Below are 23,995 nucleotides of genomic sequence, written 5' to 3'. Positions count from 1 at the left end.
TTCTTCCCACGTCAGCCCGAAAGATACCGTTGCCTGACATCCCGCCTGCTCAGCTTGCCTGTCGGTGTGCGCGGCAGCTGTGCGCGGTATTCCACGACCCTCGGGTGCTTCAGCTTGGCCAGCCGAGGCGCGCAGTGCCGCAGCAGGTCGGCGGTCAGCTCGTCGCCGGGGCTGAAGCCGTCGGAGGGCTGCACCAGCGCCACGATCCTGTGCCCCCACTCCTCGTCGGGCACGCCGATCACCGCCACGTCGGCGACGGCGGGATGCTCCAGCAGGACGGCCTCGATCTCGGCGGGATAGATGTTGACCCCGCCCGAGATGATCAGGTCGGTCCTGCGGTCGAGCAGGAACAGGTAGCCGTCCTCGTCGAGGTAGCCGATGTCGCCGGGGGTGTAGTCGCGCCCGCGCATCGCCGATGCCGTCTTGCCCGGATCGCCGTGGTACTCGAAGCGGTTGATGCCGCCGATGTAGACCATTCCCGGCTCGCAGGGAGGGGCCTCCGTGCCGTCGTCGGCGATGATCGTGAAGGACATGCCGTCCAGCGCCCGCCCCACCGTGCCCGGTTTGGCCAGCCACTCCCGCGAGGAGACCATGGTGGCCACGGCCGCCTCCGTCGAGCCGTAGTACTCCCACAGCACGGGCCCCAGCCAGTCGATCATCGCCTGCTTGGTAGCGGGAGGGCACGGCGCGGCGCCGTGGAAGAGGTGGGTGAGCGACGACAGGTCGTAGCGCTCCCGATCGGGTACGGCCAGCAGCCGGTGGAACATCGTCGGCACCATGAAGGCGTTCGTCACCCGGTGGCGCTCGATCAGCTCCAGCGTGCCGACGGCGTCGAACCTCTCAGGGGCGATGATCGCGTGACCGAGGTTGAGCGCCATCATCGCCTGGCCGTAGGGGGCGGAGTGGTAGAGCTGCGAGCACACCAGGTGCACCCCGCCGAACGGCAGCCCGAAGTGCCTCCAGCTCTTGCGCATCAGGATCGGGTAGAGCTCCTCGGGCGGCAGGTCGAGCAGGCGCCGCCGTACACCCTTCGGCCTGCCTGTGGTGCCCGAGGTGTAGAGCATCATCGAGCCGGCGCGCCGGTGCGGCGGCGGGCCCGAGGGCAGGCCGTCCACCGGCATGGGAGAGTCGAGGACGACCTTCGCGCCGCAGTCGGCCACGATGTAGGCGATCTCCTCCTCGGTGAAGTGCCAGTTGACCGGGACGTGGTAGGCGCCGATCTGGTAGGTCGCGAGCATCATGGCCAGCGCCTCGGGGCCGTTGGGCAACACGGTGACCACCGCGTCGCCCTGTCCCGCCCCGCGCTCGACCAACGCGTGCGAGAGCCTGTTGGCGCGGGCGAGCAGCTCGCCGTAACTGAGGCCGACCTCCCCCAGCACGGCGGGACGGTCCGGTTCGGCTGCGGCGATCTCGTAGAAGCCCCTCATGCGGGCGACCATACAGAATGACATTCTGTCCAAGGAAGAGCACGAATCACGTAGCCTCGAGGCCATGGCGCACAACCAGGGACAGGAGCCGTACCAACCCTCCTACGACGCGCCCACCACCCCCTTCCAGCGGGTCGAGGTCTCCTCCTCCGCAGACCAGACGATGCGGGTGCCCATGCCGCCGACGGCGGGACCGTTCCGCCCGCCGCCCGCTCCGCCACGAAGGGGCCTGGTCGGCAGGCTGACCGCGAGCGTGGGTGACGTGCCGATCAAGCTCGTCTACCTCATCGCCGCCGTGGTCGTCACCGTGCTGGCGGTCGTTCTGATCTTCGCGGTGTTCTCTGGCGACCAGCCGGACGCCACCGAGCCGCAGCGGGCCGATCTCTCCGCGCCCGCCGGGCCCGCGCCCAGCTCGGCCGCCGACGAGGTGGTGCTGACGCCCGCGCCTGAGAGCCTGGCCTTCCCCGTGATGCCGGGCAAGGCCTCCAAAGTGGTCGGCAAGATCGTGGACAAGCGCACCGGCATCACCTATCCCCGGCTCGGCAAGCCCTGGACGGCCAAGTCGTTCCCGCCCTTCGCGATCGCCCAGCGGGCCGGCAAGGTCGCGCTCCCGCACACGATGGTCGCCTCCGCGCCCCTGCCTGTCGCGGCCGACAAGCCGTCCTCGCTCGCCGACTACCGCGACCTGGCCGTCAGGGCGGCCCGATGGTCGCTGCGCAGCCAGCACCCCGAGGGCGCCACAGTCACCTGGACGGGCTCGCAGAAGCTCGCCGTGGGCAAGGGCTGGATCGTCGGGTTCAAGGTCGACTACACCTTCGGCGGCAGGCGGCAGTCCTCGCAGGCGCTGGCCGCGGTGGTCGACGCGGGCAAGGCGAAGCCCGCGATGCTGCTGGCCACGATCCCCGAGAGCGGCAAGGGCCACTGGCGTGACCTGAACTCTCTGGTGAAGGGGCTACGTTCGTCATAGAAGCATCCTCTAGAATATGGTTCTGGGAAACCATAGGAGGCATGTGATGGCGATCGGGTTGAGCGAGGAGCACGAGGCGCTCCGCGAGTCGGTGGCGGGATGGGCGGAGCGCAACGTCTCCGCCGAGGTCGTTCGCACCTTCGAGAGCGGGCGTCCGCCGTTCTGGCTGGGGCTGGCCGAGCAGGGCCTGCTGGGTCTGCACCTGCCGGAGGAGTTCGGCGGCTCGGGGTACGGCCTGCTGGAGGCGGCCGTCGCGATCGAGGCGCTGGCCGAGCGCATGACTCCGGGCCCGTTCGTCCCCACGGTGCTGGCCGGCGCGGTCATCGCCGCCTCCGGCTCCGACAAGGCGCGCGCCGAGCTGCTCCCAGGGCTCGCCGACGGCTCGCTGACCGCCGCTGTCGCCCTGTCGGCCGAGCTGACGGGCGACTCGTTCGTCCTCTCCGGTACGGCTGAGCAGGTGCTCGGCGGCGCGATGGCCGACGTGCTCGTCCTGCCCTTCGGCGACACCTGGGTGGCCGTCGACGCCTCGCAGGTCCGGATCGAGGAGATCAAGTCGCTCGACCTCACCAGGGCCGTGGCCAAGGTGACGCTCGAGGCGGTGGCCGTACCCGAGGACAGGGTCCTCGGCGAGGTCGACGTGCGGAGCATCGCGGCGATCATCCTGGGCGCCGAGGCGGCGGGCGTTGCGGCCTGGTGCGTGCGGGCCGCTTCCGACTACGCCAAGGTGCGCGTGCAGTTCGGGCGGCCGATCGGGCAGTTCCAGGGCATCAAGCACAAGCTGTCGCGCATGCTCGTGGCGCTGGAGCAGGCGCGGGCCACGGTGTGGGACGCCACCAGGGCCTCGGGCGACGAGCTCGCCTACGCCGCGGCGATCGCCGGCGTGATGGCGCCCGACGCCGCCGTGCAGTGCGCCAAGGACGCCATCCAGACCTTCGGCGGCATCGGCTACACCTACGAGCACGACGCGCACCTCTACTACCGCCGCGCGCTCACCCTCAGGGCGCTGCTCGGCTCGTCGTCCTCGTGGGCGGCGCGGGTCGCGGCCCACGCCCTCGCGGGCGTGCAGCGGCCGATGGAGATCGACCTGCCCGACTCGGCCGCCGAGCTGCGCTCCTCGATCGCCGCCGAGATCGCCGAGATCGCCCAGCTGTCGGGGGCCGAGCAGAAGCGGGCCCTCGCCGACCGCGGCTTCGTGATGTCACACCTGCCCAAGCCGTGGGGTCGCGACGCGGGCCCGCTGGAGCAGGTGCTCATCCAGCAGGAGCTCAAGGCCGCGGGCGTGAAGCTGCCCAACATGATCATCGGCGCCTGGGTGGTGCCCTCCGTCGTCGCCTACGGCACGCGCGAGCAGCAGGAACGCTTCCTGCCCAAGACGCTCAGCGGCGAGACGATCTGGTGCCAGCTGTTCTCCGAGCCGGGCGCGGGCTCCGACCTGGCCTCGCTGCAGATGAAGGCCACGCAAGTCGAGGGCGGCTGGACCCTGTCGGGCCAGAAGATCTGGACCTCCGTCGCGCACGTCGCCGAGTGGGGCATCTGCATCGCGCGCAACTCCTCGGCAGGCTCCAAGCACGAGGGCATCACCTACTTCCTCGTCGACATGAAGTCGCCAGGGGTGACGGTCAGGCCGCTGACCGAGATGACCGGCGAGAACCTGTTCAACGAGGTCTTCCTCGACGACGTCTTCGTGCCTGACTCGCTGGTCGTCGGGCAGGTGGGCGACGGCTGGAAGGTCGCGCGCAACACGCTGTCGAACGAGCGCGTGTCGCTGTCGTCGGGCTCAGGCGGCACCGGCGCCTCCGTGCCCGACCTGCTCGGGCTGGTGTCGAGGCTGGGCAGGCCGCTCACTCCCGCCGAGGAGCAGGCCGTGGCCGCGGTCGTCTGCGAGGGCCACTCGATCAACGCGCTGTCGCTGCGGGTGACGCTCAAGCAGCTGGCGGGGGCCGAGCCGGGGGCGGACGCCTCGGTGCGCAAGCTGCTGTCGACCTCGCACGCCCAGCACGTGTCGGAGACGGCGGTGGACCTGCTCGGCGCCTCGGCCGTGGTGGCGGCCGACATGAGGCTGGGCGACGCCGGCTACTGGAACAGGGCGGTGCTGGCGACCAGGGCGATGACCATCTACGGCGGGACGACGGAGGTGCAGCTCAACATCATCGGCGAGCGCATGCTCGGCCTGCCCAGGGACCCCGAGCCCGGCAAGTAAGGCATTGTCATCGGGCCGGGCCTTCCCTGTGGAAGCCCGGCCCGCCGGCTATCCGGCCCCGCTCGCTGAACGGCAACCCGCGCTCTCTGGCCCATTCGCGGATCTCGGAGCGCGGCAGTGGCTCGGGCCGATAGCGTGCGACCGCGTCGGCGCCGAGCTCGATCGGCCACACGACGATGAGGTAGGACTCGCCGGAGCCGCTCGCCCTGCCCCGGGCGTGCACGCGCATCCGGTAATGGCCGGGGCCCTGGGGAGTGAGAGTCGTGCTGGAGGCGCCCTCCGCCACGCCCATAAGGTAGATCTCCCCCGTCGAGGTGACCAGGTCGGCCTCCGCCTCCTCCTCCCACCCGTCGACGTGATCGAGGGCCTCGGCCGCGAGCCGCACGGTGACCTCGACAAAGCCCGTGTGAACCCCGGTGTGGATCATCGCTGCTCCCGGAACCGAGGCCGTCAGGCCGTTGCGGACCGAGCCCGGTGGCTCGGCGCCTGGCTCGGCCACCAGCATCTGGTGGTAGGTGACGAAGACCTTGGTCGTGGCTTCCATGCGGTGGACCCTAGACCGCGCGACCGACAGAAGGTTCTAGAGTAGAACACGTTGCAGTTTTGCCGGGCGCGATCGTATCGTCATGGCCATGCGGACACGAGTGACCGACATGTTCGGCATCGAGTTACCGATCTTCGCCTTCAGCCACTGCAGGGACGTCGTCGCGGCTGTCAGCCGCGCCGGAGGGATGGGCGTGCTCGGCGCCCTCTACTTCACCCCTGAAGAGCTCGAGATGGAGCTCAAGTGGATCGACGACCACGTGGACGGCAAGCCGTACGGCGTCGACGTGGTCATGCCCGCCTCCTACGAGGGGGCCGACTTCGCGCCGGAGGAGCTGGTCTCGCGCCTGCAGGGGATGATCCCCGAGGGCCACAGGCAGTTCGTCGAGGACCTGCTCGCAGGGCACGGCGTGCCCCAGCTGTCCGAGGACGCCGACCCCGGCAAGGTCCTGCTCGGCTGGACGGACGCCACCGCCAGGCCGCAGGTCGAGGTGGCGCTGCGGCACCCCATCGCGCTGCTGGCCAACGCCCTGGGCCCGCCGCCCGCCGACGTCGTCGAGCTGGCGCACGCCAAGGGGGTCAAGGTGGCCGCGCTGGCCTCCACCCCCCGCCATGCCGTCAAGCAGGTCGAGGTCGGCGTGGACGTGGTCGTCGCCCAGGGCACCGAGGCGGGAGGGCACACCGGCGAGATCTCCACGATGGTGCTGATCCCGCAGGTCGTGGACGCCGTCGACGTGCCGGTCCTGGCGGCGGGCGGCATCGGCGGCGGCAGGCAGATGGCGGCGGGCATGGCCTTGGGCGCCGAAGGGGTGTGGACGGGCTCGATCTGGCTGACGGTCGAGGAGGCCGACACCCCCGAGCTGGCCAAGTCGCGCATCCTGGCGGCGACCTCCCGCGACACCGTCCGCTCGCGCAGCTGGACGGGCAAGCCTGCCCGCCTGCTCAGGAACGAGTGGACCGACGCATGGGAGGCCGCGAACTCGCCCGGCACGCTGCCGATGCCGCTGCAGTTCATGCTGGTCTCCGACGCGCTGCGGCGCATCGGGCGCTCGGACGCCGCCGAGCTGGCGACCTTCCCCGCAGGTCAGATCATCGGGACGATGAACCAGGTCAAGAGCGCTCGTGACGTGGTGTTCGAGATGGTCGAGGAGTACATCGAGGCCGTCGGCCGCCTGGGCGGCATCACGGAGTCGTGAAACTCAGACGGGCACGATCGTCAGCAGGCTTTCCAGCCCCTTGAAGTCGTCCGCGTTGCGGGTGAAGAGAGGAAGACCGCGGCTCGAGGCGATTGCGGCGATCAGCAGATCCATGCGACGCGGCTTCGGATCGCGGTCGGCGGCGAGGGTCAGGGTGACCAGACTGCCGTAGCGGGCAGCCGCCTCGCTGTCGAAGGGAAGGGGATCGAAATCGACCACGGCAGCCCCGAGCTTTTCCACGCGTGCTGCGCGGACGACGGCGTTCTTCGCCATCGCGACGCCTTGGTGAAGTTCGGCCAGCGTGATGGTGGTGATGTCCGGATAGTCGGGAAGATGTGCCGGAGGTATTGAATCCAGGCCGATGTAAACGCACGTGTCGATCACCCCCGCGGCGTGGCGTTCAGTCACGACGACGCTCCCAGGGGTCTGCGTCTCCAACGCGATCCTGGGTGCCGAAGAACTCGTCGACGTCCTTGCGTAGTTCGGAAGAGTCGACGTGGGGCAGTCGGCGATGCTTCGCGACCAACTCATCGGCGCGTGGGCGCCGACGGCGAGGAAGCGGGCGTAGCTCGGCCACCTCGATGCCGTTCCGAGTGATGTGGTAGATCTCTCCGGCTTCGACGGCGTCCATGACGGCTGCTGAGTTGTTGCGGAACTCGCGCTGCGTGATGATTTTCATCATGACTTGAGTGTAGCCCGCTGTGTCTCAGTGGGCTACGGCCTCAGTGGCTTCTGTAATGGGCGGGGCGCTTCTCCTTGAACGCCCTCGACCCCTCCTTGGCGTCCTCGGAGCCGATCACCGGCCAGCCGTACTCGTCGGAGACCTTGAGCGCCTCCGGCTCGGCCAGGCCGAGGGTGTCGCGGTAGGTGCGCAGGATCGCCTGTACGGCCAGCGGCCCCGAGGCCGCGACGTCGTCGGCGAGCTCGCGCGCCACCGCCAGCGCCTGCCCGTCGGGGACGACCCTGTTCACCAGCCCCATCGCCAGCGCCTCCGCGGCGGTGACCGACCGCCCCGTAAGGAGCAGGTCCATGGCGTGGCAGTAGGGGATCTGCCGGGGCAGCCTGATCGCGCTGCCGCCCATGGGGAACAGCGCCCGCTTGGCCTCGAACAGCCCGAGGGTGGCCGACTCGCCCACCACGCGCAGGTCGGTGCCGACGAGCAACTCGGTGCCGCCTGCCACCGCGTAGCCCTCGGCGGCGCAGATGATCGGCTTGGTTGGCAGGTCCTCGCGCAGCAGGCCCTTCCAGTGGAAGTTGGCGATGGCGGCGGCCCTGGCCTGGACCTCGGAGTCGGTGGAGGGCGTGCCCATGGCCTTGAGATCGGCGCCCGCGCAGAAGGTGCCGCCCGCGCCGGTCAGGATGGCCACGCGGACCTCGGGCTGCTCGGAGACGTAGGCCCATGCGGAGGCCAGGCCGACGAGCATGTCGGAGGAGAGGGCGTTCCTGGCCTCCTGCCGGTCCATGGTGACGATCACGACGTGGCCGTCACGCTCGACGCGGCAGTGGGGGGTGCTGATCTGCAGGACTTCCATGGGGCCTCCGCGTGAAGAACCAAGCGCTTGTTAGCTAGATCTTCTCAGGCGGAGGGGCCACGGGGGAAGTGCCTCACCTGACACCGCGGGTGACGCCCCGCCGGATTCCCGTCGGCTGGCGCCCCCGCGCCGGACCGGACCACGCTGCCGCGGAGGTGATCGTGTGCGCGCAGGATCCTCGGAGGGCGCGGCCCCTGAGATCGGGTGAGCGCCGGATTCTCGGATGGCGCGGTGCCGGGATCTCGGGGGCGCCGTGATCTGGGCGGGCTCGGTGATGTGGAGTGGTCAGCCGGCTGGCTGGTCAGCTGGTCAGGTGGGCGTAGACGATGATGTTGTCCTCGTAGTGGCCCGTCGCGGCGTCGAAGGCGCCGCCACAGGTCACCAGGCGCAGTTCGGCCGAGTCCGTCGGGCCGTAGACCTTCTCCGTCGGGAAGGCGTCCTTGTCGGCCTGCTCCAGCGAGTCGACCGTGAACGTGGCGACCGAGCCGTCCTTCCGCCTGACCGAGAGCGTGTCGCCGGGCCTCAGCGTGTGCGCCTTGTGGAAGACCGCGGGCTTGCCGTACCCGTCGACGTGGCCGAGCAGTACAGAGGGGCCCTTCTCTCCGGGCGTGGGACGGTGCTCGTACCAGCCGACGAGGCCGGGCTCGCTCAGCGGCGGCACCTCGACGGTCTGGTCGGCGTTGAGCCCGACGGGCTCGATCGGGGCCTCCTTGAGGCCGATCTTCGGGATCGACAGGCCGACCGGCTCCGACTTCGGCAGCGCGGCGGCCGCCTGGGAGAAGACGGCCCGCTCGGGCGCGAACTCGCCCCCCGTGAGGCCGGTGCCGGCCTGCGTGGCGGCCGTCCGCGGGTGCGCGGGCGCGGGCTCGCCGAGCAGCGACCCCGCGACGGCCAGGCCGCCGCTGAACAGCAGGATCACCGCCGCGCCCATGGCCAGGGTGTTTCTGGTGCTCACGTTGCCCCCTAACGTCCGACGAGGGGCACGGCCCGCGGGCCGTGCCCCTCGGAAGGTGGATCAGACCTGGTCGCGCCTGCGACGGCCGAGGAAGGCGGCCCCCGCGCCCGCGGCCATCAGCAGCCCGCCGAGGGCGACGCCGCCGAAGCCGCCGCCGGTCCCCGCGCCGACCTGGGCGGCGACGAGGCCGCCGCCGGTCTCGGCGCCACCGCGCGGCGTGAGGCCGTCGGTCTGGGCGACCACGCGCTTCTTGACGGTCAGCGTGGCGTACACCTTCTTGGCGCGCTCCATGTCGGCGCTGAAGACGTACGCGCCCGCCTTGGTGCCGGAGGACACGTGGAAGCGGACGGCCGCGACGCCGTGCGCGTTGATCTTGGTGGTGACGGCCTTGCCACCGGGGTCGGCGATGACGACCTCGGTGCCGGGCTTGGCGCTGTCGCTGGCGACGAACGCGGTGAAGTCACCGCCGGCGTACACCGTGCCGGGGCTGAGCTTCAGGTAGAGGTCGGCGCCGGGCACGACGTCCTGGGTGACGGTCAGCGATGCGGTGCTGGACTGTCCGCCCGGCAGCGTGGCGACGACCTTGTAGGCGCCGGGCTTGGCGTCCTTGGGCACGTGGAGACGGGTGACGGCGTCACCGAAGTCGTCCACCTTGACGGTGTGCTTCTTGCCGTCGGGGGTGGTGATGACGACCTCGGTGCCCGGCTTGACGTTGTCGGTGTGGACGCCGGCGAGGTAGGAGCCGCCGACGCGCACCTTGCCGGGGGTGAGCTGCAGGTCCATGCTCACGATCGGCGTGGGGGTGACGGGCTTGGCCGCGACGGTGAGCGTGGTCTGCGCCGTGGCGATGACGCGCTCGCCCAGGATGATCTCGACCGTCACCGGGTACTGGCCCGGCTTGAGGTCGTTCCAGGTGGCGGCGGTGATCTCGCCCTGGCCCTTGGCGAGGGCGAAGGTGTGCTTGCCGGAGAAGGCCGGCGAGGTGACGCGGGCGTCGGTGGCGCGCGGCTCGCTGCTGCGGACCTGCACACCGACCTTGTCGCCCGCGTGGACCGTGCCAGGGGTCACGGTGACGGAGGCCGAGGAGGGGATCGCCTGCCCGACCTCGATGGTCCGCTTGAGCTGCGTCTCGACGCCCTCGACGCTGATGGTCAGCGTCGAGACGCCGGGGGCGGCGTCGGCGGGGGCGGTGAGGGCGACCGTCGCCTTGCCGTCCTTGACGTAGGAGACCTTGGGGTCGCCGAGGCCCTGGACGTGGACGCGCCTGCCGTCCACGACGTCCTTGGTGGAGACCGCGACGGTGTAGTTCTCGCCGGGGGTGACGAGGCCGGGGCTGACGACGGCGTCGACGATCGCGGGCTTGGCGGCCTCGACCACGGTGACGGTCGCGCTGGAGTGCGTGGCGACACCCTCGACGCTGATCTTCAGCGTCTTCGCGCCGGGTGTGGCGTCGCTGGGGGCGACGAGCGGGACGACGGCCTTGCCGTCCTTGGTCAGGGCGACCTTGGGGTCGCCGAGGCCCTGGACGTGGACGCGCTTGCCGTCGGCCACCGCGCTGGTGGTGACGGTGACCTCGTAGGCCTGGCCGGCGGTCACCGTCGCGGACGAGAGGGCCACGCCGGTGATCGCGGGCTCGGCCGCCTGCTCCTTGGCGGCCTTCGTGACCTTCTTGACCGGCTTGGCGCTCTTCTTCGCCGCCGGAGCCTGCGTCTGCTTGGCCTCGGGGGCCTTGGTCTCGGGCGCCTTGGTCTCAGGAGCCTTGGCCTCCGGAGCCTTGGTGGGCTCGGGCGCCTTGGTGGCGGCAGGGGCCGGGGTGGTGGCCTCCGCGGTCGGGGCCGCGCCGCTCTCCGCGACGGGCTCCGCGAGCACGGGGCCTGCGGTGAGTACGGCGAGGCTGAGGGCGCCTGCCACCGCGAGGGACGTGTTGAAGCGCATGATCTCCCAATCACCGAGACGGCGCGGGGTCCAGGAGATGCCCGGCTCGGGAAACACGCCGTCTCGCGTCGGACATCATCTCGTACTCAACTGGTCAAAGAACCGCAAAGCAGACATAAAGCTCAGAATTTGCCAATTCCATACCAAAGAGATCAAATGCCTCAAAGCGGTAACAGTAGCGCATTTCTGTGACTTATGTGACTTAAATCAAGCGCTTGCTAGGGGAACGTGGCCGGGTTAGTCTGCCGCTACAAACGAGAACAGGTTCTCGTTTGCCTGCTGCGAGGAGTCCCCATGGGCACGCTCGGTTTCTGGAGGCTGGCGCAGGCCGATCCCGAGTGGATCGCCGCGGTCGACCCCGACGGCACCGAACACCGCGCGGGCGATCTGCTCGCCAGGGCCAACAGGCTCGTCCACGGTCTGCGCGAGCTCGGCCTGCGGCCGGGCGACGGCATCTGCGGCCTGGTGCCCAACGGCGTGGACGGCCTGGTCCTCTACCTCGCGGCCCTGCAGGCGGGCTGGTACTACACGCCGATCAACTGGCACCTGGCCGCGCCTGAGATCGCCTACATCGTGGCCGACAGCGAGGCGAAGGCATTCTTCGCGCACTCCCGCTTCTCCGACGCCGAGCCGCTGGTCGAAGGCGGGTCCTTCTCCTTCGGCGACCTCCCGGGCTTCCGCCCGGTGGAGGAACTGGCCGAGGGCCGCCCCTCCACCGCCCCGCAGGACCGTACGGCGGGCGCCACCATGCACTACACCTCCGGCACCACGGGCAAGCCCAAGGGCGTCAGGCGCAAGCTGTCGGGCCTCGATCCCGACGACGGCGCCGAGCTGATGACCTTCCTGCTCTCCCTGTTCGGCATCACGCCCGGCAGGCCGAACGCCCACCTGGTCACCTCGCCGAACTACCACACCGCGGTGACCCAGTTCGGCGGCACCGCGCTGCACATGGGACACACGCTCGTCTACATGGACAAGTGGGACGCCGAGGAGACGCTGCGCCTGTGTGAGCGTTACCGCATCACCAACTCGCACCTCGTGCCGACGCATTTCAAACGCCTGCTGTCCCTGCCGGAGGAGACCCGCTCGAAGTACGACCTGTCGTCGCTCCGGTGGATGATCCACGCCGCCGCGCCCTGTCCCGTGCCGGTGAAATGGGCGATGTTCGAGTGGTGGGGCGACTGCATCTACGAGTACTACGCGGCCACCGAGGGCGGCGGCACCGTCGCCACGCCCGACGGCTGGAAGAAGCACCCCGGCACCGTCGGCACCGCCTGGCCGATCAGCGAGCTGCTGATCGTGGACGACGACGGCGAACCCGTGCCGACCGGCACCCCGGGCACGATCTACATGAAGATGATGGGCGTCGCCTTCGAGTACAAGGGAGATCCCGCCAAGACCGCGGCGAGCCGTCTCAAGGACCACTTCACCGTCGGCGACATCGGCTACCTCGACGAGGACGGCTTCCTCTTCCTGTGCGACCGCAAGGCCGACCTGATCATCTCCGGCGGGACGAACATCTATCCCGCGGAGATCGAGAACGAGATCATGATCCACCCCAAGGTGGCGGACGTGGCCGTGTTCGGCATCCCCGACGAGGAGTGGGGCGAGCAGATCAAGGCCGTGGTCGAGCCCGCGCAGGGCACGACACCCGGGCCCGAGCTGGCCGCGGAGATCCTGGCCTCCCTGGAGGGACGGCTGGCCAGGATGAAGTGGCCGAAGTCGATCGACTTCATCGAGGAGATGCCGCGAGAGCCGAACGGCAAGCTGCTCAAACGCAAGCTGCGCGCGCCGTACTGGGAGGGCCGCGACCGTGCCATCTGACCCGCTGACCGCAGATCATGTGCTGGAGTTCCCCGGCGGCTACACCAGGACGACGGGGCCGGTCATCGGCCGCTTCCTGACCGAGCTGCGCGACGGGAGGCTCATGGGCGTGCGCACCGCCGAGGGAAGGACGCTGGTGCCGCCGCTGGAGTACGACCCGGCGACGGGCGAGCCCGTGACCGACGAGTGGGTCGAGGTGGGCCCGGCGGGTACGGTCACCGCGTCGGCATGGGTCCACGAGCCACGCGAGAGCCACCCCCTCGACCGCCCCTTCGCCTGGGCGCTGATCAGGCTCGACGGCGCCGACACCGCCCTGGTCCACGCCGTCGACGCGGGCAACCCCAAGGCCCTGCCGCCGGGCACCAGGGTCCGCCCCGTGTGGAGGGCCGAGCGCTGCGGCCACATCACCGACATCTCGTACTTCGCCCCCGAGGTGACGAAGATCGTCTCGCCGGTCAGCACCCGGTACAGGCTGACGGCCAGCCCCTCGCTGACCCGCTTCCTCGAGGGCGTGCGCGACGGGGTCCTCATCGGCTGTCGCTGCGCCACCTGCGAGAAGGTCTACGTCCCCTACCGCCTGACGTGTCCCGAGTGCGGCAACCCGATCGCAGGGGAGGTCACGCTGCCCGACATCGGCACCGTCACCACCTTCGCGATCAACAACCTGCCCGATCCCCGCGCCCCCGAGGTGCCCTTCGTCTCCGCCTACATCCTGCTCGACGGAGCCGACATCCCGTTGATCGCCCTGGTGGGCGGGGTGCCCGCGCACCAGGTACGGCAGGGCATGCGGGTGCGCGCCGAGTGGGTCCCTCCCGAGGAGAGAACGCTCTCGATGACGAACATCAGATGGTTCACCCCCACGGGCGAGCCGGACGTGGAGCTGTGATGCGCGAGGTAGCCGTCGTCGCCTTCGCCCAGACCGAGCACACCGCGCACGACACGGGCCTGTCCGAGCCCGAACTGATCGCGCCCGTCATCAGGGCGGTCAAGGAGCAGTCGGGCCTTTCCACCTTCGGCTTCACCTGCTCGGGCTCGTGCGACTACCTGGCCGGCGCGCCGTTCTCGTTCGTCTCCGCCCTCGACGCGCTGGGCGCCTGGCCGCCGATCTCCGAGTCGCACGTGGAGATGGACGCGGCGTGGGCGCTCTACGAGGCGTGGGTGCGTCTGCAGCACGGCGACGTCGACACCGCCCTGGTCTACGGGTTCGGCAAGTCGTCGCTCGGCGACCTGCGCGCGATCATGACGCTGCAGCTCGACCCCTACTACCTGGAGCCCCTGGGCCTGGACCAGCTCTCCTTCGCCGCGCTCCAGGCCGGCGCGCTCGGCGCGCCGAGGGAGGCGCTCGACGCCGTGGCCAAGCGCAGCCGCCAGGACGGCAGGAACAACCCCTACACCTTCGACCTGCCACTGGAGCAGGGCGCGTCCGTGGTGGAGCCGCTGAAGGAGTGGGACATCGCGCCGATCACCGACGGAGCGGCCGCGGTGGTGCTCGCGGCGGGCGACCTGGCCAGGCGCATCACCACCAACCCCGCCTACATCAGCGGCATCGCGCATCGCATAGAGCCCCATTACCTGGGTATGCGGGACCTGGCCCTGTCGGCCTCCGCCGCCGAGGCCGCACGTGCGGCGGGGGTCGGCAAGGCTCGCGTCGACGTGGCCGAGCTGCACGCCTCCTTCAGCCACGAGGAGCTCATCCTGCGCCAGGCGCTGGAGCTCCCCGACGACGTCGTGATCAACCCGAGCGGCGGGGCGCTGGCCGCCAACCCCGTGATGGCCACCGGGCTCATCAGGATCGGCGAGGCCGCCCGGCGCATCCTCGACGGAGCCGCCCGCCGTACCGTGGGGCACGCCGCCAGTGGTCCGTGCCTGCAGCACAACCTCGTCACCGTACTGGAGGCATGATGGGCAACCGGTGCGCGGTGATCGGCGTCGGGCAGACGCACTACACCACCAAGCGCGGGGACGTCTCCATCGCTGGGCTCGTGCGCGAGGCAGCGCTCAGGGCGCTGGAGGACGCGGGGCTGACGTTCAAGGACATCGACGCGGTCGTCATCGGCAAGGCCCCCGACCTGTTCGAGGGCGTGATGATGCCGGAGTCCTACCTGGCCGACGCCCTAGGCGCCGCGGGCAAGCCGATGATGCGCGTCCACACCGCCGGCAGCGTCGGCGGGTCCACCGCGCTGGTGGGCGCCTCGCTCATCCAGGCGGGGGTGCACGAGCGGGTCCTGGTCGTGGCGTTCGAGAAGCAGTCGGAGTCGAACGCCACCTGGGCCCTGTCGACCCACCTGCCGTTCAACGCCTCGCTGGTGGTGGGCGCGGGCGGCTACTTCGCTCCCCACATCAGGGAGTACATGCGCAGGACGGGCGCGCCCGACCACATCGGCACGCTCGTCGCCGTCAAGGACAGGCAGAACGCACTCAAGAACCCCTACGCCCACCTGCGGATCCCCGGGATCAGCCGCGAGATGGTCGAGTCCACGCCGATGCTGTGGGAGCCCATCCGCTACCTGGAGACCTGCCCGTCCTCCGACGGCGCGTGCGCGGTGGTGCTCTCCTCGGAGCAGGCGGTCACCGGCAGGCCGGCGTGGGTCCACGGTACGGCGATGCGCTCCGAGCCCATCTTCAGGGCGGGCCGCGACACCGTGAACCCGCAGGGCGGCAAGGACTGCGCGGCCGACGTCTACCGCCAGGCGGGCATCGCCGACCCGCGAAGAGACCTCGACGTCGCCGAGGTCTACGTACCCTTCTCCTGGTACGAGCCGATGTGGCTGGAGAACCTCGGATTCGCCGCCGAGGGCGAGGGCTGGAAGCTGACCGAGTCGGGCGCGACCGCCCTCGACGGGGACATCCCGTGGAACGCCTCGGGCGGCGTGCTGTCCTCCAATCCCATCGGAGCGTCGGGGCTCATCCGCTTCGCCGAGGCGGCGCTCCAGGTGCGGGGGATGGCGGGGGAGCACCAGGTCGACGGCGCGCGCCGCGCGCTCGGACACGCGTACGGCGGTGGCGCCCAGTTCTTCGCGATGTGGATCGTCGGCACCGACAAACCCTGAGGAGGGCCCCGATGGAGTTCAACCACGCCGACCTGTTCGAGGGACTCGCCGACGCCATCGGGGACCGCGTCGCGGTGATCTGCGGGGAGCGGCGGCTCACCTACGCCGAGCTCGACGCCCACGCCAACCGTCTGGCCCACCACCTCCAGGACCAGGGGGTGGGGCCGGGCGACCACGTCGGCATGCAGCTCTACAACGGCATCGAGTACATCGCCGCGATCCTGGCCACGCTCAAGCTCAGGGCGGTGCCCGTCAACGTCAACTACCGCTACGTCGAGGCCGAGCTGCTCTACCTCTACACCGACTCCCGCATCGTCGCGCTCGTCTACGACGTGGAGTTCGACGACAGGGTCGCGGCCGTCGCGCCCCGGGCGCCCGAGCTGCGCCACCTCGTCGCCGTGGGAGGCGTCCCGGCGATCGGGTCCGCGGTGCCGTACGAGAAGGCGCTGGAGGACCAGCCCGGCACGCGGGGCTTCGAGCGGAGGTCGGGGCAGGACGTCTACATCATCTACACAGGCGGCACCACCGGCATGCCGAAGGGCGTGATGTGGCACTCCGAGGACCTGTTCATGGGCTTCGGCGGCGGTAACCCCTACGGTGAGCCGCGCGAGAGCCCCGAGCAGGTCATCGAGGAGGCGGTCAAGGCCAATCCGATGATCATGATGGCCGTCGCGCCGCTGATGCACGGAGCGACGCAGATGGCCACGTTCATCGCCTGGTGGATGGGGGCCACGATGGTCTATGTCCGCCGCTTCGACCCCGCCGAGGTGTTACGGGCCGTCGAGAGGGAGAAGGTCGTCTCGATGAACATCACCGGCGACGCCATGGCCCGCCCGCTGGCCGACGAGATCGCCGCGGGCGACTACGACCTCCAATCGCTGTTCGTGATCAGCTCGACGGGCGCCATCCTCACCGGCTCGGTCAGGGACCGCCTGCAGGAGCTGCTGCCCAACACGATGATCCTGGACAACTTCGGATCGACGGAGTCGGGCTTCACCGCCTCGGGGGTGGCGGGCTCCTCGCCGGAGAAGGGCCTGCGCTACCAGCCGAACGCCAACTCCGCGGCCAGGCTGGCCGTCCTGGACGAACGGCTGGAGCCGGTGAAGCCGGGCGTGCTCGGCACGGTGGCCAAGGCCGGCAGGATCGCGTTCGGCTACTACAACGACCCCGAGAAGACCGCGCGCACGTTCGTCACCGACGCTGCGGGAACGCGCTGGCTGCTCACCGGCGACCTGGCGACCGTGGAGGAGGACGGGACGATCGGCGTGTTCGGCAGGGGGTCGCAGTGCATCAACACCGGAGGGGAGAAGGTCTTCCCCGAGGAGGTCGAGGCGGTGCTCAAGGGCCATCCCTCCGTGTTCGACGCGGTGGTGACCGGCGTGCCCGACGACCGGTGGGGCACCAGGGTGGCGGCGGTCGTCGAGCCCCGCAAGGGCGTGCGGCTCACCCCGGAGGAACTGGACACCCACTGCAGGAGCAGCCTGTCGGGATACAAGGTGCCCAGAACCTACGCCTTCGTCGACGAGATGGTGCGCTCACCCGCCGGCAAGGCGGACTACCGCTGGGCCAGGGAGCAGGCCGAGGCCCAGAGCGCGGGTTAGGCCTTGGCGGGCTCGCCGGTGAACGCGGCGGCGGCACCGAGGCCGAGGTAGACCACGCCGCTGCCGATGTCGAGGCGGCGGCGGGCGCGCAGGGAGCGGCGAAGCCGTCCCGACAGGGCCGAGGCGAGCAGCGCGTACGCGCCGTCGCTGGCGATCCCGAGCGCCATCCAGATCAGGCCGAGCACGATGATCTGCGGCGCGACGGGGCCGGCCGACGGCTGCACGAACTGCGGGAGGAAGGCGAGGAAGAAGATCGCGGTCTTGGGGTTGAGCACGTTGACCACGAACCCCTCCCAGAACACCCGCGAGCGCGAGTGCGTCGCGAGCTCGGCCGTCTCGGCCTCGCCAGGCCCCGCCATGAGCTTGCGGACGCCGAGCCAGACGAGGTAGGCCACGCCGAGCCACTTGACGACGGTGAAGGCCGTCGCGCTGGCGGCCAGCAGCGCGCTCACCCCGAGGGCGGCGGCGGCCACGTGGACGATGGATCCGGTGTGGATGCCGAGCACCGACACGAGCCCCGTGGCCCGGCCTTGCGCGACGCTCCTGGTGACGATGAAGACCACGGCGGGCCCCGGTACCAGGAGGAGGGCCATGGTGGCCGCGCAGAAGACGGCAAGCGTCGCGATGTCCGGCATGGCCTCATCGTAGGAAGCCGTCTCCCCGCAGGACAACGTGATATCACCTGATGGACTCCACGAGGGCGCGCAGCAGCGCGGCGGTGGCCGGAGGCAGGGGAGCGGCGCCGTAGGTGGCCGCGTAGACGTGCCTGGTGGAGGCCGGGATCTCAGTGACCGTGACCTCCGGGTGCCGGTGGGCGCGCAGCGCGAGCCCCGGCAGGACGGTCACCCCCATCCCCGCCGCCACCAGCGCCTGCACGGCCACGATGTCGTCGCTGGTGAAGGAGATCGACGGCTCGAACCCCGCCTCGGCGCACAGTTCGAGCAGATGGCTCCTGCACCGGTCGCAGCCCCCGATCCACGGCGAGCCCGCGTGCGCGGCCAGCGAGGAGGAGCCGTCGAGCGAGACCAGGTAGCTCGGGTCGTCCAGCAGGTGCGTCATGCCGGTACCCGGCTCCTCGGGGGCCGTGTCGTCGTACCTGAAGATCACCGCGACGTCCACCCTGCCCGCCCTCAGCAGCCTGAGCGCCTCGGGCGGCTCGGTCTCGGTGAGGGTGAGCCGCAGGCCGGGGTGGCCGGCGGACAGGCTGACCGCGGCGGAGGGGACGAAGGTGCTGAGCGCCGAGGGGAAGGCGGCCAGCCGTACCCGGCCCGAGCGCAGGCCGACATGGGCGGCCAGCTCCTCGGCCGCGGCGTCGACGCGGCCGACGATCTCCTCGGCCCTGTCGGCGAGCAACTTGCCCGCCTCGGTGAGGCGGATGCCGCGCCCCGCGCGTTCGATCAGCTTGGCACCCGTCTCGGCCTCCAGCCTGGCCAGGTGATGGCTGATCGACGGCTGCGAGTAGTGCAGCGCCTTGGCCGCCGCGGTGAGCGAGCCGGTACGGGAGACGGCGAGCAGCACCCGCAGCCGCGAGACATCAAGCATGTTGATAAATATGCCCAAAAACTTCTGTTGGACCTATCGGTGCCGATGGAGCAGCGTGGAGTCATGGACAAGCTGATCCGAGGAATCAGGGCCGTCGTCGCCGAACGGCTCGACCCGAGACACACCGCGTTCGCCGTCGCCGACCTCCTGCGAGCGGACATGCCCGGCCCCGACCTGCTGACCCCCGAGGAGCGCCGAGGCAGCCCCGACGGCTACGTCTCCACCGTGCGTCACGCGGAGAAGGACTTCTCGATCGTGACCGTGGTGTGGCGGCCCGGCCACGAGACGGTGATCCACGACCATGTGGCGTGGTGCGCCTTCGGCGTGCTCAGCGGGAACGAGCACGAGACCCTCTACCGCGACATGGGCGACCACCTGGTCGAGATCGGCCGTGCCGACAACCCTCCCGGCGACGTCTCGGGGTTCGCTCCTCCAGGCGACATCCACAAGGTCCGCAACACCAGCGACGAGATCGGCATCTCCTTCCACGTCTACGGCGCCGACCTCAGCGCCGTGGGGACGAGCGTCCGCCGCGTCTACGACCTGCCCGTCCTGGCTCCTTCGCCCGCGTGAGCGAGCTCAGCGCAGGCGGCCGTGCAGCAGTTCCACCAGCGTGCGGTGCGTGTGCTCCAGCGGCCGGTCGGGGTGGAGCGCACGCCGTTCGATGGTGACGGTCAGCACCATGCCGAAGATCGCCGTCGCCGCGGTGTCGGTGTCGAGGTCCTCCCGCGCGACGCCCTCCTCCACGGCCCTGCGCAGCACGGCCGCGTAGACGCCCAGCGCCTCGGCCCTGAGCTTGGCCACCGCCTCCTGCCACGCCGTGCGCCACATCTCGGCCAGCAGCACCCTGGCGAAGGCGCCGTACTCCTCGAAGAACCTCAGCTGGCCGAGGACCGTGGCGTCGAGCGCGGCCAGCGCGCTGTCACCCACGGCCGCCTCGCGCAGCGCCTGCGCCAGCCGCTCGATGCTGTGCTCGAGCAGCGCGGTGAACAGCGCCTCCTTGCTGCCGAAGTTGTAGAAGACGGTGCCCTTGGCCACCCCCGCGCGCTCGGCGATCGCGTCGACGGTGGTGGCCGTGTAGCCCTGCTCGGCGATCAGGTCGATCGCCGCGGCGAAGACCTTGGAGCGGGTCTCCGCCCTGCTCACAGCGACAGCTCCGGGTGCAGGCGCTTGACCGACCAGGTGCGCCCCTTGTTCACCGCGAGCACGGTGAGCGCGAGGCCGAGAAGCAGGAACAGGGTGAGCACGCCGCAAGCCTGCCACACGACCGTGAGGTCGCCGCCACTGATCAGCCTGCGCAGCGCGGAGACCACCCAGCTCATCGGCAGCCACGGCGAGATCGTCTGGAAGAAGCCTGGCGAGGTCTCGATCGGGTAGGTGCCGGCGGCCGAGGTGAGCTGGAGCATCAGCAGGGCCAGCGCCGCCACCCTGCCCGGCGCGCCGAGCAGCGCGTTGACCGCCTGGACGATCGCCATGAACGCCGCAGCCGTCAGCAGCAGCAGCCCGGCCACGCCCGCCCAGTGCGCGGCCTCCAGCCCCAGCGCGAACTTCAGCACGGCCAGCAGCACGCCCACCTGCGCGGCGCCCAGCGCCATCGCGGGGAACCAGCCGGAGAAGGCGACTCGCAGGGCGCCTGCCGTACCGGCAAGGAGGCGCGGGTTGAGCGGGCGCAGGACCATGTAGACGATCATCGCGCCCACCCAGAGCGCCAGCGGCACGAAGAACGGGGCGAAGCCGGTGCCGTAGTTGGGCACCTCGTTGTCCACGGACGTGGCCAGCCGTACCGGGTCGCTCATCATGTCGGTGCGCCCGTCGCGCTCGGACTCGCTGTAGTCGGGAATCTGCTCGGCGCCGTCGGCCAGCCCGTCGGCCAGCTCCTTCGACCCGTCGCTGATCTCGCCCGAGCCGTCGTGCAGCTTGCCGACGCCGGTGTGCAACTGGTCGGCGCCGTCGTTCAGCCTGCCCACGCCGGTGCGCAGCCGGCTCGCGCCGTCGGTGAGCTTCACCAGGCCGCCGCCCAGCTTGCCGAGCCCGTCGGTCACCTGCTGGGAGCCGTCGGCCAGCTTGCCGACCCCTGTCTCCAGCTTGCCGACGGCCGTCCCTGACTTGGCGACGCCCGCGTCGACCTGAGCCGCGCCGTCGGCCAGCTTGGCCAGGCCCGCGTCCAGCGCGTTGTACTGCTCGCGCAGCGCCGCCACCTGCGGCCCCACCTTGGGTGCGGCCTCGGCCACCTTGCGCGCGTTCGCGGCCAGCTGCCTGGCCTCGCGCTGCAGCTCGGCGATGGTCTGCCTGGTCTGCGAGCTCGTGCCTGACCCGTCGCCGCCCAGCGAGCCCGCCTCGTCGGCGGCCAAGCGCGCGGAGGTGGCCGCCGACTGGGCGGAGGAGGCCGCCGCGCGCGCCAGCCTGCGCAGCTCGGGGTCGGCGTCAGGGTCGGCGTCCAGATGGTTCTGGACGGCCTGCGCGCTGTCGGCAGCCTCGGAGGCCGCTCCGCTCACCCTGTCCAGCTTCGCGCCGATCCTCGCGGCGGCCCCCGCGTCCGAGCCGGGCTCGGCGCCGAGCCCGTCGGCGATCGCGTCCAGGCCGTCCGCCAGGTGGTCGGCGGCCTCGCCGACCTTCGGGCCCCACTCCTCCAGGACGGGGATGGCGGTGTCGGCCGCGGCGTTCACCTTGCCCGAGTTGGCGTGCACCTGGTCGGAGACCTGCTTGGCGCCCGTCGCGACCTTCGCCGACCCCTCGCCCAGCTTGGTGAGGCCCGTGCCGAGCTTCGTGAGACCGTCCTGCGCGGTGACCAGCCCCTCGGTGACCTTGGCCGAGCCCTTGGCGAGCTTGCCCGTCGCGGTGTTCGCGCTGCCGAGGCCGGCCGTGAGCTGCTGGGCGCCGTTCCTGGTCTGCCCGAGGCCGGCCGACAGCTGCTGGGTGGCGTCCTCGGTCCTGCCGAGGCCCTTGTCGATCTTGTCGGCGCCGTCGTGCAGCTCGTCCGCGCCGTCGGCGGCCTCGGTCGTCTTGTCGTGCATGTCGCCGATCGAGACGAAGACCTGGTCGAAGTAGTCGCGTACGGCTGTCTGCGCGGCGGCCGCCCTGACCTCGTTGAAGACCGCGTCGGAGATCGAGCTCATGATGTAGGAGCGGCCGGTGTCCACCTCCACGCCGAGCTCGGCGGGGGAGGGCGTGCCGTCCTTCGAGGGTGAGGCCAGCCGCGAGCTGAAGTCGGAGGGAATGGTCAGCGACAGGTAGTAGCTGCCGTCGCGCACGCCGTCGGCGGCCTGCTCGGGGGTGGCCGCGTGCCAGTCGAAGACCTCGCGCTCCCTCAGCTCCTCGGCCAGGTCCTGCCCTGCGTGCAGCGGCCTGCCGTCCGCCGTGGCGGGACGGTCCTGCATGACCAGCGCGACGGGCACCCTGTCGAGGTGCCCCTGAGGGTCCCAGAACGACCAGAGATACAGGCCCGCGTACAGCAGGGGCAACATCACCACGGCCGCGATGGCCGCCCTGGTCAGCCGCGACCGCGAGAACCGGCGCAACTCCTTCATCTCAGAGCTCCACGAGGTGGTCGTAGCGGGCGGGAGGGGTCACGCAGGAGGCGACGACGGCCGTGGGCAGCTCCTCGAGCAGCTCCCACAGCGCCAGCCGGCGCTCGGGCGGCAGGCCCGCGTCGATGTTGTCGGCGACGATCAGGGCGGGGGAGTCGAGCAGCGCCAGGGCGACGCCGAGCCGTACCTGCTGCTCCCTGTCGAGCTCCCGCACGAGCGTGCGCTGGTCCACGTCGAGGCCCGCCCCCTCGAGGGCCTCGGCGTGCCGCCCCCTGCGGCGCCGCTCGTGCAGGTGCTCCTTGACGGTCAGCGCTCTGTCGAGGTCGGTCACCCCGTCCACCAGCGCCAGCGCGGCGACCTTGCGGATCGCCCTCGGCCTGCTGTGGCCCGCGACCTCCAGGGTGCCCCTCGTCGGCTTCATCCGGCCGGAGAGCGTGAGCAGCAGGCTGGTACGGCCGCTGCCGGTCGCGCCCGCGACCACGGTGAGCGTGTTCTCCGCGGTCTCGAGCGTGACCTCGTCGAACACGCCCTCCACGGAGAGATCCTTCGCGACGATCACCACGACTCCTCTTTAGCACTGACCAGTCAGTACAAAAAGTAGCGCATGGGGAGCTCCGGCGTGCGACCGGGGCAGGGTGACGCTCACCACGGACGGCCTTCTGGAAGGCTGGAGCCATGTCGCCGACGATCGCCACCGCCCTGCGGGTGCCCCTGCCCGAACTGCTCGAGTTCCTCCGTCCCAGGCACCGCGGCCTGCTGAGCACCACCCGCGCGACAGGCCGCCCTCAGCTGTCGCCCGTCACGTGCGGACTGGACGACGAGGGCAGGATCGTCGTCGCCACCTACCCCTCGCGCGCCAAGTCCCGCAACGCGCGACGCGACGAGCGGGTGTCGATCTGCGTGATGTCCGAGGAGTGGAACGGGCCCTACGTCCAGGTGGACGGCAGGGCCGAGGTCCTGGACATGCCCGAGGCGCTGGAGCCGCTGGTGGAGTACTACCGGTGCATCGCGGGTGAGCACCCCGACTGGGAGGAGTACCGCGAGGCGATGCGCCGCCAGGACAAGTCACTGATCCGCATCCACATCGACACCTGGGGTCCCATCGCCACGGGCGGCTTCCCTCCCGCTACGGCAGATCGATCTGGTACCTGACGAAGCCCTTGTTCTCGGCCACCTTGTCGTAGAGGCGCCGAGCCGTGGCGTTGGACTCGTGGGTGTTCCAGTAGACGCGCCCGCACCCCCTGCGCCCGGCCTCCTCGGTCACGGCCTCGATCAGCGCGCGGGCCACGCCGCGGCCGCGCGCCTCTTCGGCGGTGAAGAGGTCCTGCAGGTAGCAGACGTCCCTGTCGGGGGCCGAGGTGCTGGGGTGGAAGAGGAAATGGGTGATCCCGACCAGCCTGCCGTCCAGCCTGGCTCCGAGCGCGTGCATCCTGACGTCCTTCTCGAACTCCCGCCAGGCCGCCGCGTACATCTCGTCGGGCTCGGTGCGCTGGTAGAAGTCGATGTAGGCGCGGAAGAGCTCCTCCCACGCGGGCCGGTCTGAGGGGAGCAGGCTGCCGATGGAGATCATGCCCGCCAACCTAGGGAGAAGTGGACTCCTCCACCACGGCCACTCCTCGCCGAAACCACCCGACCACTTGTCCTGTCACCCTGCCTGACCAGCCCGGCCACCCTTCGGGGGACAGCGGGGCCGGGC

The 23,995-nt window shown here is 70.7% G+C and carries 23 protein-coding genes; 10 read left to right on the top strand and 13 right to left on the bottom strand.

Annotated elements, in window-relative coordinates; all coding sequences use genetic code 11:
* Positions 1-11 precede the first annotated feature (11 nt).
* Positions 12-1,427 carry an AMP-binding protein gene (locus ABFX55_RS29310; protein ID WP_346125976.1) on the bottom strand — a complete coding sequence of 472 codons (1,416 nt, stop codon included), beginning with the start codon at positions 1,425-1,427 and terminating at the stop codon, positions 12-14.
* A 64-nt stretch (positions 1,428-1,491) separates the two neighbouring features.
* On the opposite strand from ABFX55_RS29310, the gene ABFX55_RS29305 reads away from it, so the two are divergent.
* Together ABFX55_RS29305 and ABFX55_RS29300 are read left to right on the top strand one after the other, a co-directional pair.
* Complete coding sequence (locus tag ABFX55_RS29305; RefSeq protein ID WP_346125975.1) at positions 1,492-2,394, top strand: hypothetical protein; 903 nt, start codon at positions 1,492-1,494, stop codon at positions 2,392-2,394.
* A 46-nt stretch (positions 2,395-2,440) separates the two neighbouring features.
* On the top strand, positions 2,441-4,594 hold the full coding sequence (locus ABFX55_RS29300; RefSeq protein ID WP_346125974.1) for an acyl-CoA dehydrogenase family protein: 2,154 nt from the start codon (positions 2,441-2,443) through the stop codon (positions 4,592-4,594).
* A 7-nt stretch (positions 4,595-4,601) separates the two neighbouring features.
* On the opposite strand, the gene ABFX55_RS29295 is transcribed toward ABFX55_RS29300, so the two are convergent.
* On the bottom strand, positions 4,602-5,138 hold the full coding sequence (locus ABFX55_RS29295) for an Lsr2 family DNA-binding protein (protein WP_346125973.1): 537 nt from the start codon (positions 5,136-5,138) through the stop codon (positions 4,602-4,604).
* Between the two features lie 88 nt (positions 5,139-5,226).
* Between ABFX55_RS29295 and ABFX55_RS29290 the strand changes: the two genes are divergently transcribed.
* Positions 5,227-6,333 carry an NAD(P)H-dependent flavin oxidoreductase gene (locus tag ABFX55_RS29290; protein ID WP_346125972.1) on the top strand — a complete coding sequence of 369 codons (1,107 nt, stop codon included), beginning with the start codon at positions 5,227-5,229 and terminating at the stop codon, positions 6,331-6,333.
* A 3-nt stretch (positions 6,334-6,336) separates the two neighbouring features.
* Here the strand turns inward: ABFX55_RS29290 and ABFX55_RS29285 are convergent, their stop codons facing one another.
* From ABFX55_RS29285 to ABFX55_RS29265, 5 genes are all read right to left on the bottom strand, one after another.
* Positions 6,337-6,741 (bottom strand): type II toxin-antitoxin system VapC family toxin, encoded by a 405-nt coding sequence (locus ABFX55_RS29285; protein WP_346125971.1) that lies wholly within the window; start codon positions 6,739-6,741, stop codon positions 6,337-6,339.
* Complete coding sequence (locus tag ABFX55_RS29280) at positions 6,734-7,015, bottom strand: type II toxin-antitoxin system Phd/YefM family antitoxin (RefSeq protein WP_346125970.1); 282 nt, start codon at positions 7,013-7,015, stop codon at positions 6,734-6,736. The genes ABFX55_RS29285 and ABFX55_RS29280 overlap by 8 nt, the downstream gene beginning before the upstream one ends.
* 40 nt (positions 7,016-7,055) lie before the next feature.
* Entirely contained in the window at positions 7,056-7,865 is an 810-nt protein-coding gene (locus tag ABFX55_RS29275) for a crotonase/enoyl-CoA hydratase family protein (protein WP_346125969.1), read from the bottom strand.
* Between the two features lie 301 nt (positions 7,866-8,166).
* Positions 8,167-8,820, bottom strand: coding sequence for a class F sortase (locus ABFX55_RS29270; protein ID WP_346125968.1), 654 nt, complete (start codon positions 8,818-8,820; stop codon positions 8,167-8,169).
* A gap of 60 nt (positions 8,821-8,880) precedes the next feature.
* Complete coding sequence (locus tag ABFX55_RS29265) at positions 8,881-10,755, bottom strand: hypothetical protein (RefSeq protein ID WP_346125967.1); 1,875 nt, start codon at positions 10,753-10,755, stop codon at positions 8,881-8,883.
* Positions 10,756-11,049: 294 nt separating this feature from the next.
* Here ABFX55_RS29265 and ABFX55_RS29260 point away from each other — a divergent pair, with 294 nt between their 5' ends.
* Genes ABFX55_RS29260 through ABFX55_RS29240 form a run of 5 tightly spaced genes read left to right on the top strand, consistent with a single transcriptional unit; the run spans position 11,050 to position 17,230 of the window.
* Complete coding sequence (locus tag ABFX55_RS29260) at positions 11,050-12,579, top strand: acyl-CoA synthetase (protein WP_346125966.1); 1,530 nt, start codon at positions 11,050-11,052, stop codon at positions 12,577-12,579.
* The gene (locus ABFX55_RS29255; RefSeq protein ID WP_346125965.1) at positions 12,569-13,465 is read left to right on the top strand and encodes a Zn-ribbon domain-containing OB-fold protein; all 897 of its coding nucleotides are present in this window, start codon (positions 12,569-12,571) and stop codon (positions 13,463-13,465) included. Before ABFX55_RS29260 ends, ABFX55_RS29255 begins: the two co-directional genes overlap by 11 nt.
* Positions 13,465-14,481, top strand: coding sequence for a lipid-transfer protein (locus ABFX55_RS29250; protein WP_346125964.1), 1,017 nt, complete (start codon positions 13,465-13,467; stop codon positions 14,479-14,481). Before ABFX55_RS29255 ends, ABFX55_RS29250 begins: the two co-directional genes overlap by 1 nt.
* A complete protein-coding gene (locus ABFX55_RS29245) occupies positions 14,481-15,629 on the top strand; it encodes a thiolase domain-containing protein (RefSeq protein ID WP_346131291.1) in 1,149 nt (382 codons plus the stop codon). Before ABFX55_RS29250 ends, ABFX55_RS29245 begins: the two co-directional genes overlap by 1 nt.
* An 11-nt stretch (positions 15,630-15,640) precedes the next feature.
* Positions 15,641-17,230 carry an acyl-CoA synthetase gene (locus ABFX55_RS29240; protein WP_346125963.1) on the top strand — a complete coding sequence of 530 codons (1,590 nt, stop codon included), beginning with the start codon at positions 15,641-15,643 and terminating at the stop codon, positions 17,228-17,230.
* On the opposite strand, the gene ABFX55_RS29235 is transcribed toward ABFX55_RS29240, so the two are convergent.
* Together ABFX55_RS29235 and ABFX55_RS29230 are read right to left on the bottom strand one after the other, a co-directional pair.
* Positions 17,227-17,865 carry a LysE family translocator gene (locus ABFX55_RS29235; protein WP_346125962.1) on the bottom strand — a complete coding sequence of 213 codons (639 nt, stop codon included), beginning with the start codon at positions 17,863-17,865 and terminating at the stop codon, positions 17,227-17,229. The two genes, ABFX55_RS29240 and ABFX55_RS29235, sit on opposite strands and share 4 nt — an antisense overlap.
* 43 nt (positions 17,866-17,908) lie before the next feature.
* Entirely contained in the window at positions 17,909-18,772 is an 864-nt protein-coding gene (locus ABFX55_RS29230; RefSeq protein WP_346125961.1) for a LysR family transcriptional regulator, read from the bottom strand.
* Positions 18,773-18,835: 63 nt separating this feature from the next.
* Between ABFX55_RS29230 and ABFX55_RS29225 the strand changes: the two genes are divergently transcribed.
* Complete coding sequence (locus ABFX55_RS29225; RefSeq protein ID WP_346125960.1) at positions 18,836-19,345, top strand: cysteine dioxygenase family protein; 510 nt, start codon at positions 18,836-18,838, stop codon at positions 19,343-19,345.
* A gap of 6 nt (positions 19,346-19,351) precedes the next feature.
* Here the strand turns inward: ABFX55_RS29225 and ABFX55_RS29220 are convergent, their stop codons facing one another.
* The 3 genes from ABFX55_RS29220 to ABFX55_RS29210 are packed head-to-tail and all read right to left on the bottom strand — an operon-like array spanning position 19,352 to position 22,858.
* Positions 19,352-19,918 carry a TetR/AcrR family transcriptional regulator gene (locus ABFX55_RS29220; protein WP_346125959.1) on the bottom strand — a complete coding sequence of 189 codons (567 nt, stop codon included), beginning with the start codon at positions 19,916-19,918 and terminating at the stop codon, positions 19,352-19,354.
* Positions 19,915-22,299, bottom strand: coding sequence for a YhgE/Pip family protein (locus ABFX55_RS29215; protein ID WP_346125958.1), 2,385 nt, complete (start codon positions 22,297-22,299; stop codon positions 19,915-19,917). Before ABFX55_RS29215 ends, ABFX55_RS29220 begins: the two co-directional genes overlap by 4 nt.
* Position 22,300: 1 nt before the next feature.
* A complete protein-coding gene (locus tag ABFX55_RS29210; RefSeq protein ID WP_346125957.1) occupies positions 22,301-22,858 on the bottom strand; it encodes an ATP-binding cassette domain-containing protein in 558 nt (185 codons plus the stop codon).
* Between the two features lie 116 nt (positions 22,859-22,974).
* Here ABFX55_RS29210 and ABFX55_RS29205 point away from each other — a divergent pair, with 116 nt between their 5' ends.
* Positions 22,975-23,451: a PPOX class F420-dependent oxidoreductase gene (locus ABFX55_RS29205; RefSeq protein ID WP_346125956.1), complete on the top strand. Its 477-nt coding sequence runs from the start codon at positions 22,975-22,977 to the stop codon at positions 23,449-23,451.
* On the opposite strand, the gene ABFX55_RS29200 is transcribed toward ABFX55_RS29205, so the two are convergent.
* Entirely contained in the window at positions 23,426-23,869 is a 444-nt protein-coding gene (locus ABFX55_RS29200) for a GNAT family N-acetyltransferase (protein ID WP_346125955.1), read from the bottom strand. The genes ABFX55_RS29205 and ABFX55_RS29200 overlap by 26 nt on opposite strands.
* Positions 23,870-23,995: the final 126 nt, after the last annotated feature.

It is taken from the genome of Nonomuraea roseola, from assembly GCF_039535395.1.
GTDB classification, from domain to species: Bacteria; Actinomycetota; Actinomycetes; order Streptosporangiales; family Streptosporangiaceae; genus Nonomuraea; species Nonomuraea roseola.
Note: the sequence above shows the minus strand (reverse complement) of the source record. Positions and strands in the feature narration are given on the sequence as shown.

Coding starts and splice junctions, on each gene's coding strand:
- ABFX55_RS29310 (WP_346125976.1), bottom strand. CDS start 1,427: ATGAGGGGCTTCTACGAGATCGCCGCAGCCGAACCGGACCGTCCCGCC.
- ABFX55_RS29305 (WP_346125975.1), top strand. CDS start 1,492: ATGGCGCACAACCAGGGACAGGAGCCGTACCAACCCTCCTACGACGCG.
- ABFX55_RS29300 (WP_346125974.1), top strand. CDS start 2,441: ATGGCGATCGGGTTGAGCGAGGAGCACGAGGCGCTCCGCGAGTCGGTG.
- ABFX55_RS29295 (WP_346125973.1), bottom strand. CDS start 5,138: ATGGAAGCCACGACCAAGGTCTTCGTCACCTACCACCAGATGCTGGTG.
- ABFX55_RS29290 (WP_346125972.1), top strand. CDS start 5,227: ATGCGGACACGAGTGACCGACATGTTCGGCATCGAGTTACCGATCTTC.
- ABFX55_RS29280 (WP_346125970.1), bottom strand. CDS start 7,015: ATGATGAAAATCATCACGCAGCGCGAGTTCCGCAACAACTCAGCAGCC.
- ABFX55_RS29275 (WP_346125969.1), bottom strand. CDS start 7,865: ATGGAAGTCCTGCAGATCAGCACCCCCCACTGCCGCGTCGAGCGTGAC.
- ABFX55_RS29265 (WP_346125967.1), bottom strand. CDS start 10,755: ATGCGCTTCAACACGTCCCTCGCGGTGGCAGGCGCCCTCAGCCTCGCC.
- ABFX55_RS29260 (WP_346125966.1), top strand. CDS start 11,050: ATGGGCACGCTCGGTTTCTGGAGGCTGGCGCAGGCCGATCCCGAGTGG.
- ABFX55_RS29250 (WP_346125964.1), top strand. CDS start 13,465: ATGCGCGAGGTAGCCGTCGTCGCCTTCGCCCAGACCGAGCACACCGCG.
- ABFX55_RS29245 (WP_346131291.1), top strand. CDS start 14,481: ATGGGCAACCGGTGCGCGGTGATCGGCGTCGGGCAGACGCACTACACC.
- ABFX55_RS29240 (WP_346125963.1), top strand. CDS start 15,641: ATGGAGTTCAACCACGCCGACCTGTTCGAGGGACTCGCCGACGCCATC.
- ABFX55_RS29235 (WP_346125962.1), bottom strand. CDS start 17,865: ATGCCGGACATCGCGACGCTTGCCGTCTTCTGCGCGGCCACCATGGCC.
- ABFX55_RS29230 (WP_346125961.1), bottom strand. CDS start 18,772: ATGCTTGATGTCTCGCGGCTGCGGGTGCTGCTCGCCGTCTCCCGTACC.
- ABFX55_RS29225 (WP_346125960.1), top strand. CDS start 18,836: ATGGACAAGCTGATCCGAGGAATCAGGGCCGTCGTCGCCGAACGGCTC.
- ABFX55_RS29215 (WP_346125958.1), bottom strand. CDS start 22,299: ATGAAGGAGTTGCGCCGGTTCTCGCGGTCGCGGCTGACCAGGGCGGCC.
- ABFX55_RS29205 (WP_346125956.1), top strand. CDS start 22,975: ATGTCGCCGACGATCGCCACCGCCCTGCGGGTGCCCCTGCCCGAACTG.
- ABFX55_RS29200 (WP_346125955.1), bottom strand. CDS start 23,869: ATGATCTCCATCGGCAGCCTGCTCCCCTCAGACCGGCCCGCGTGGGAG.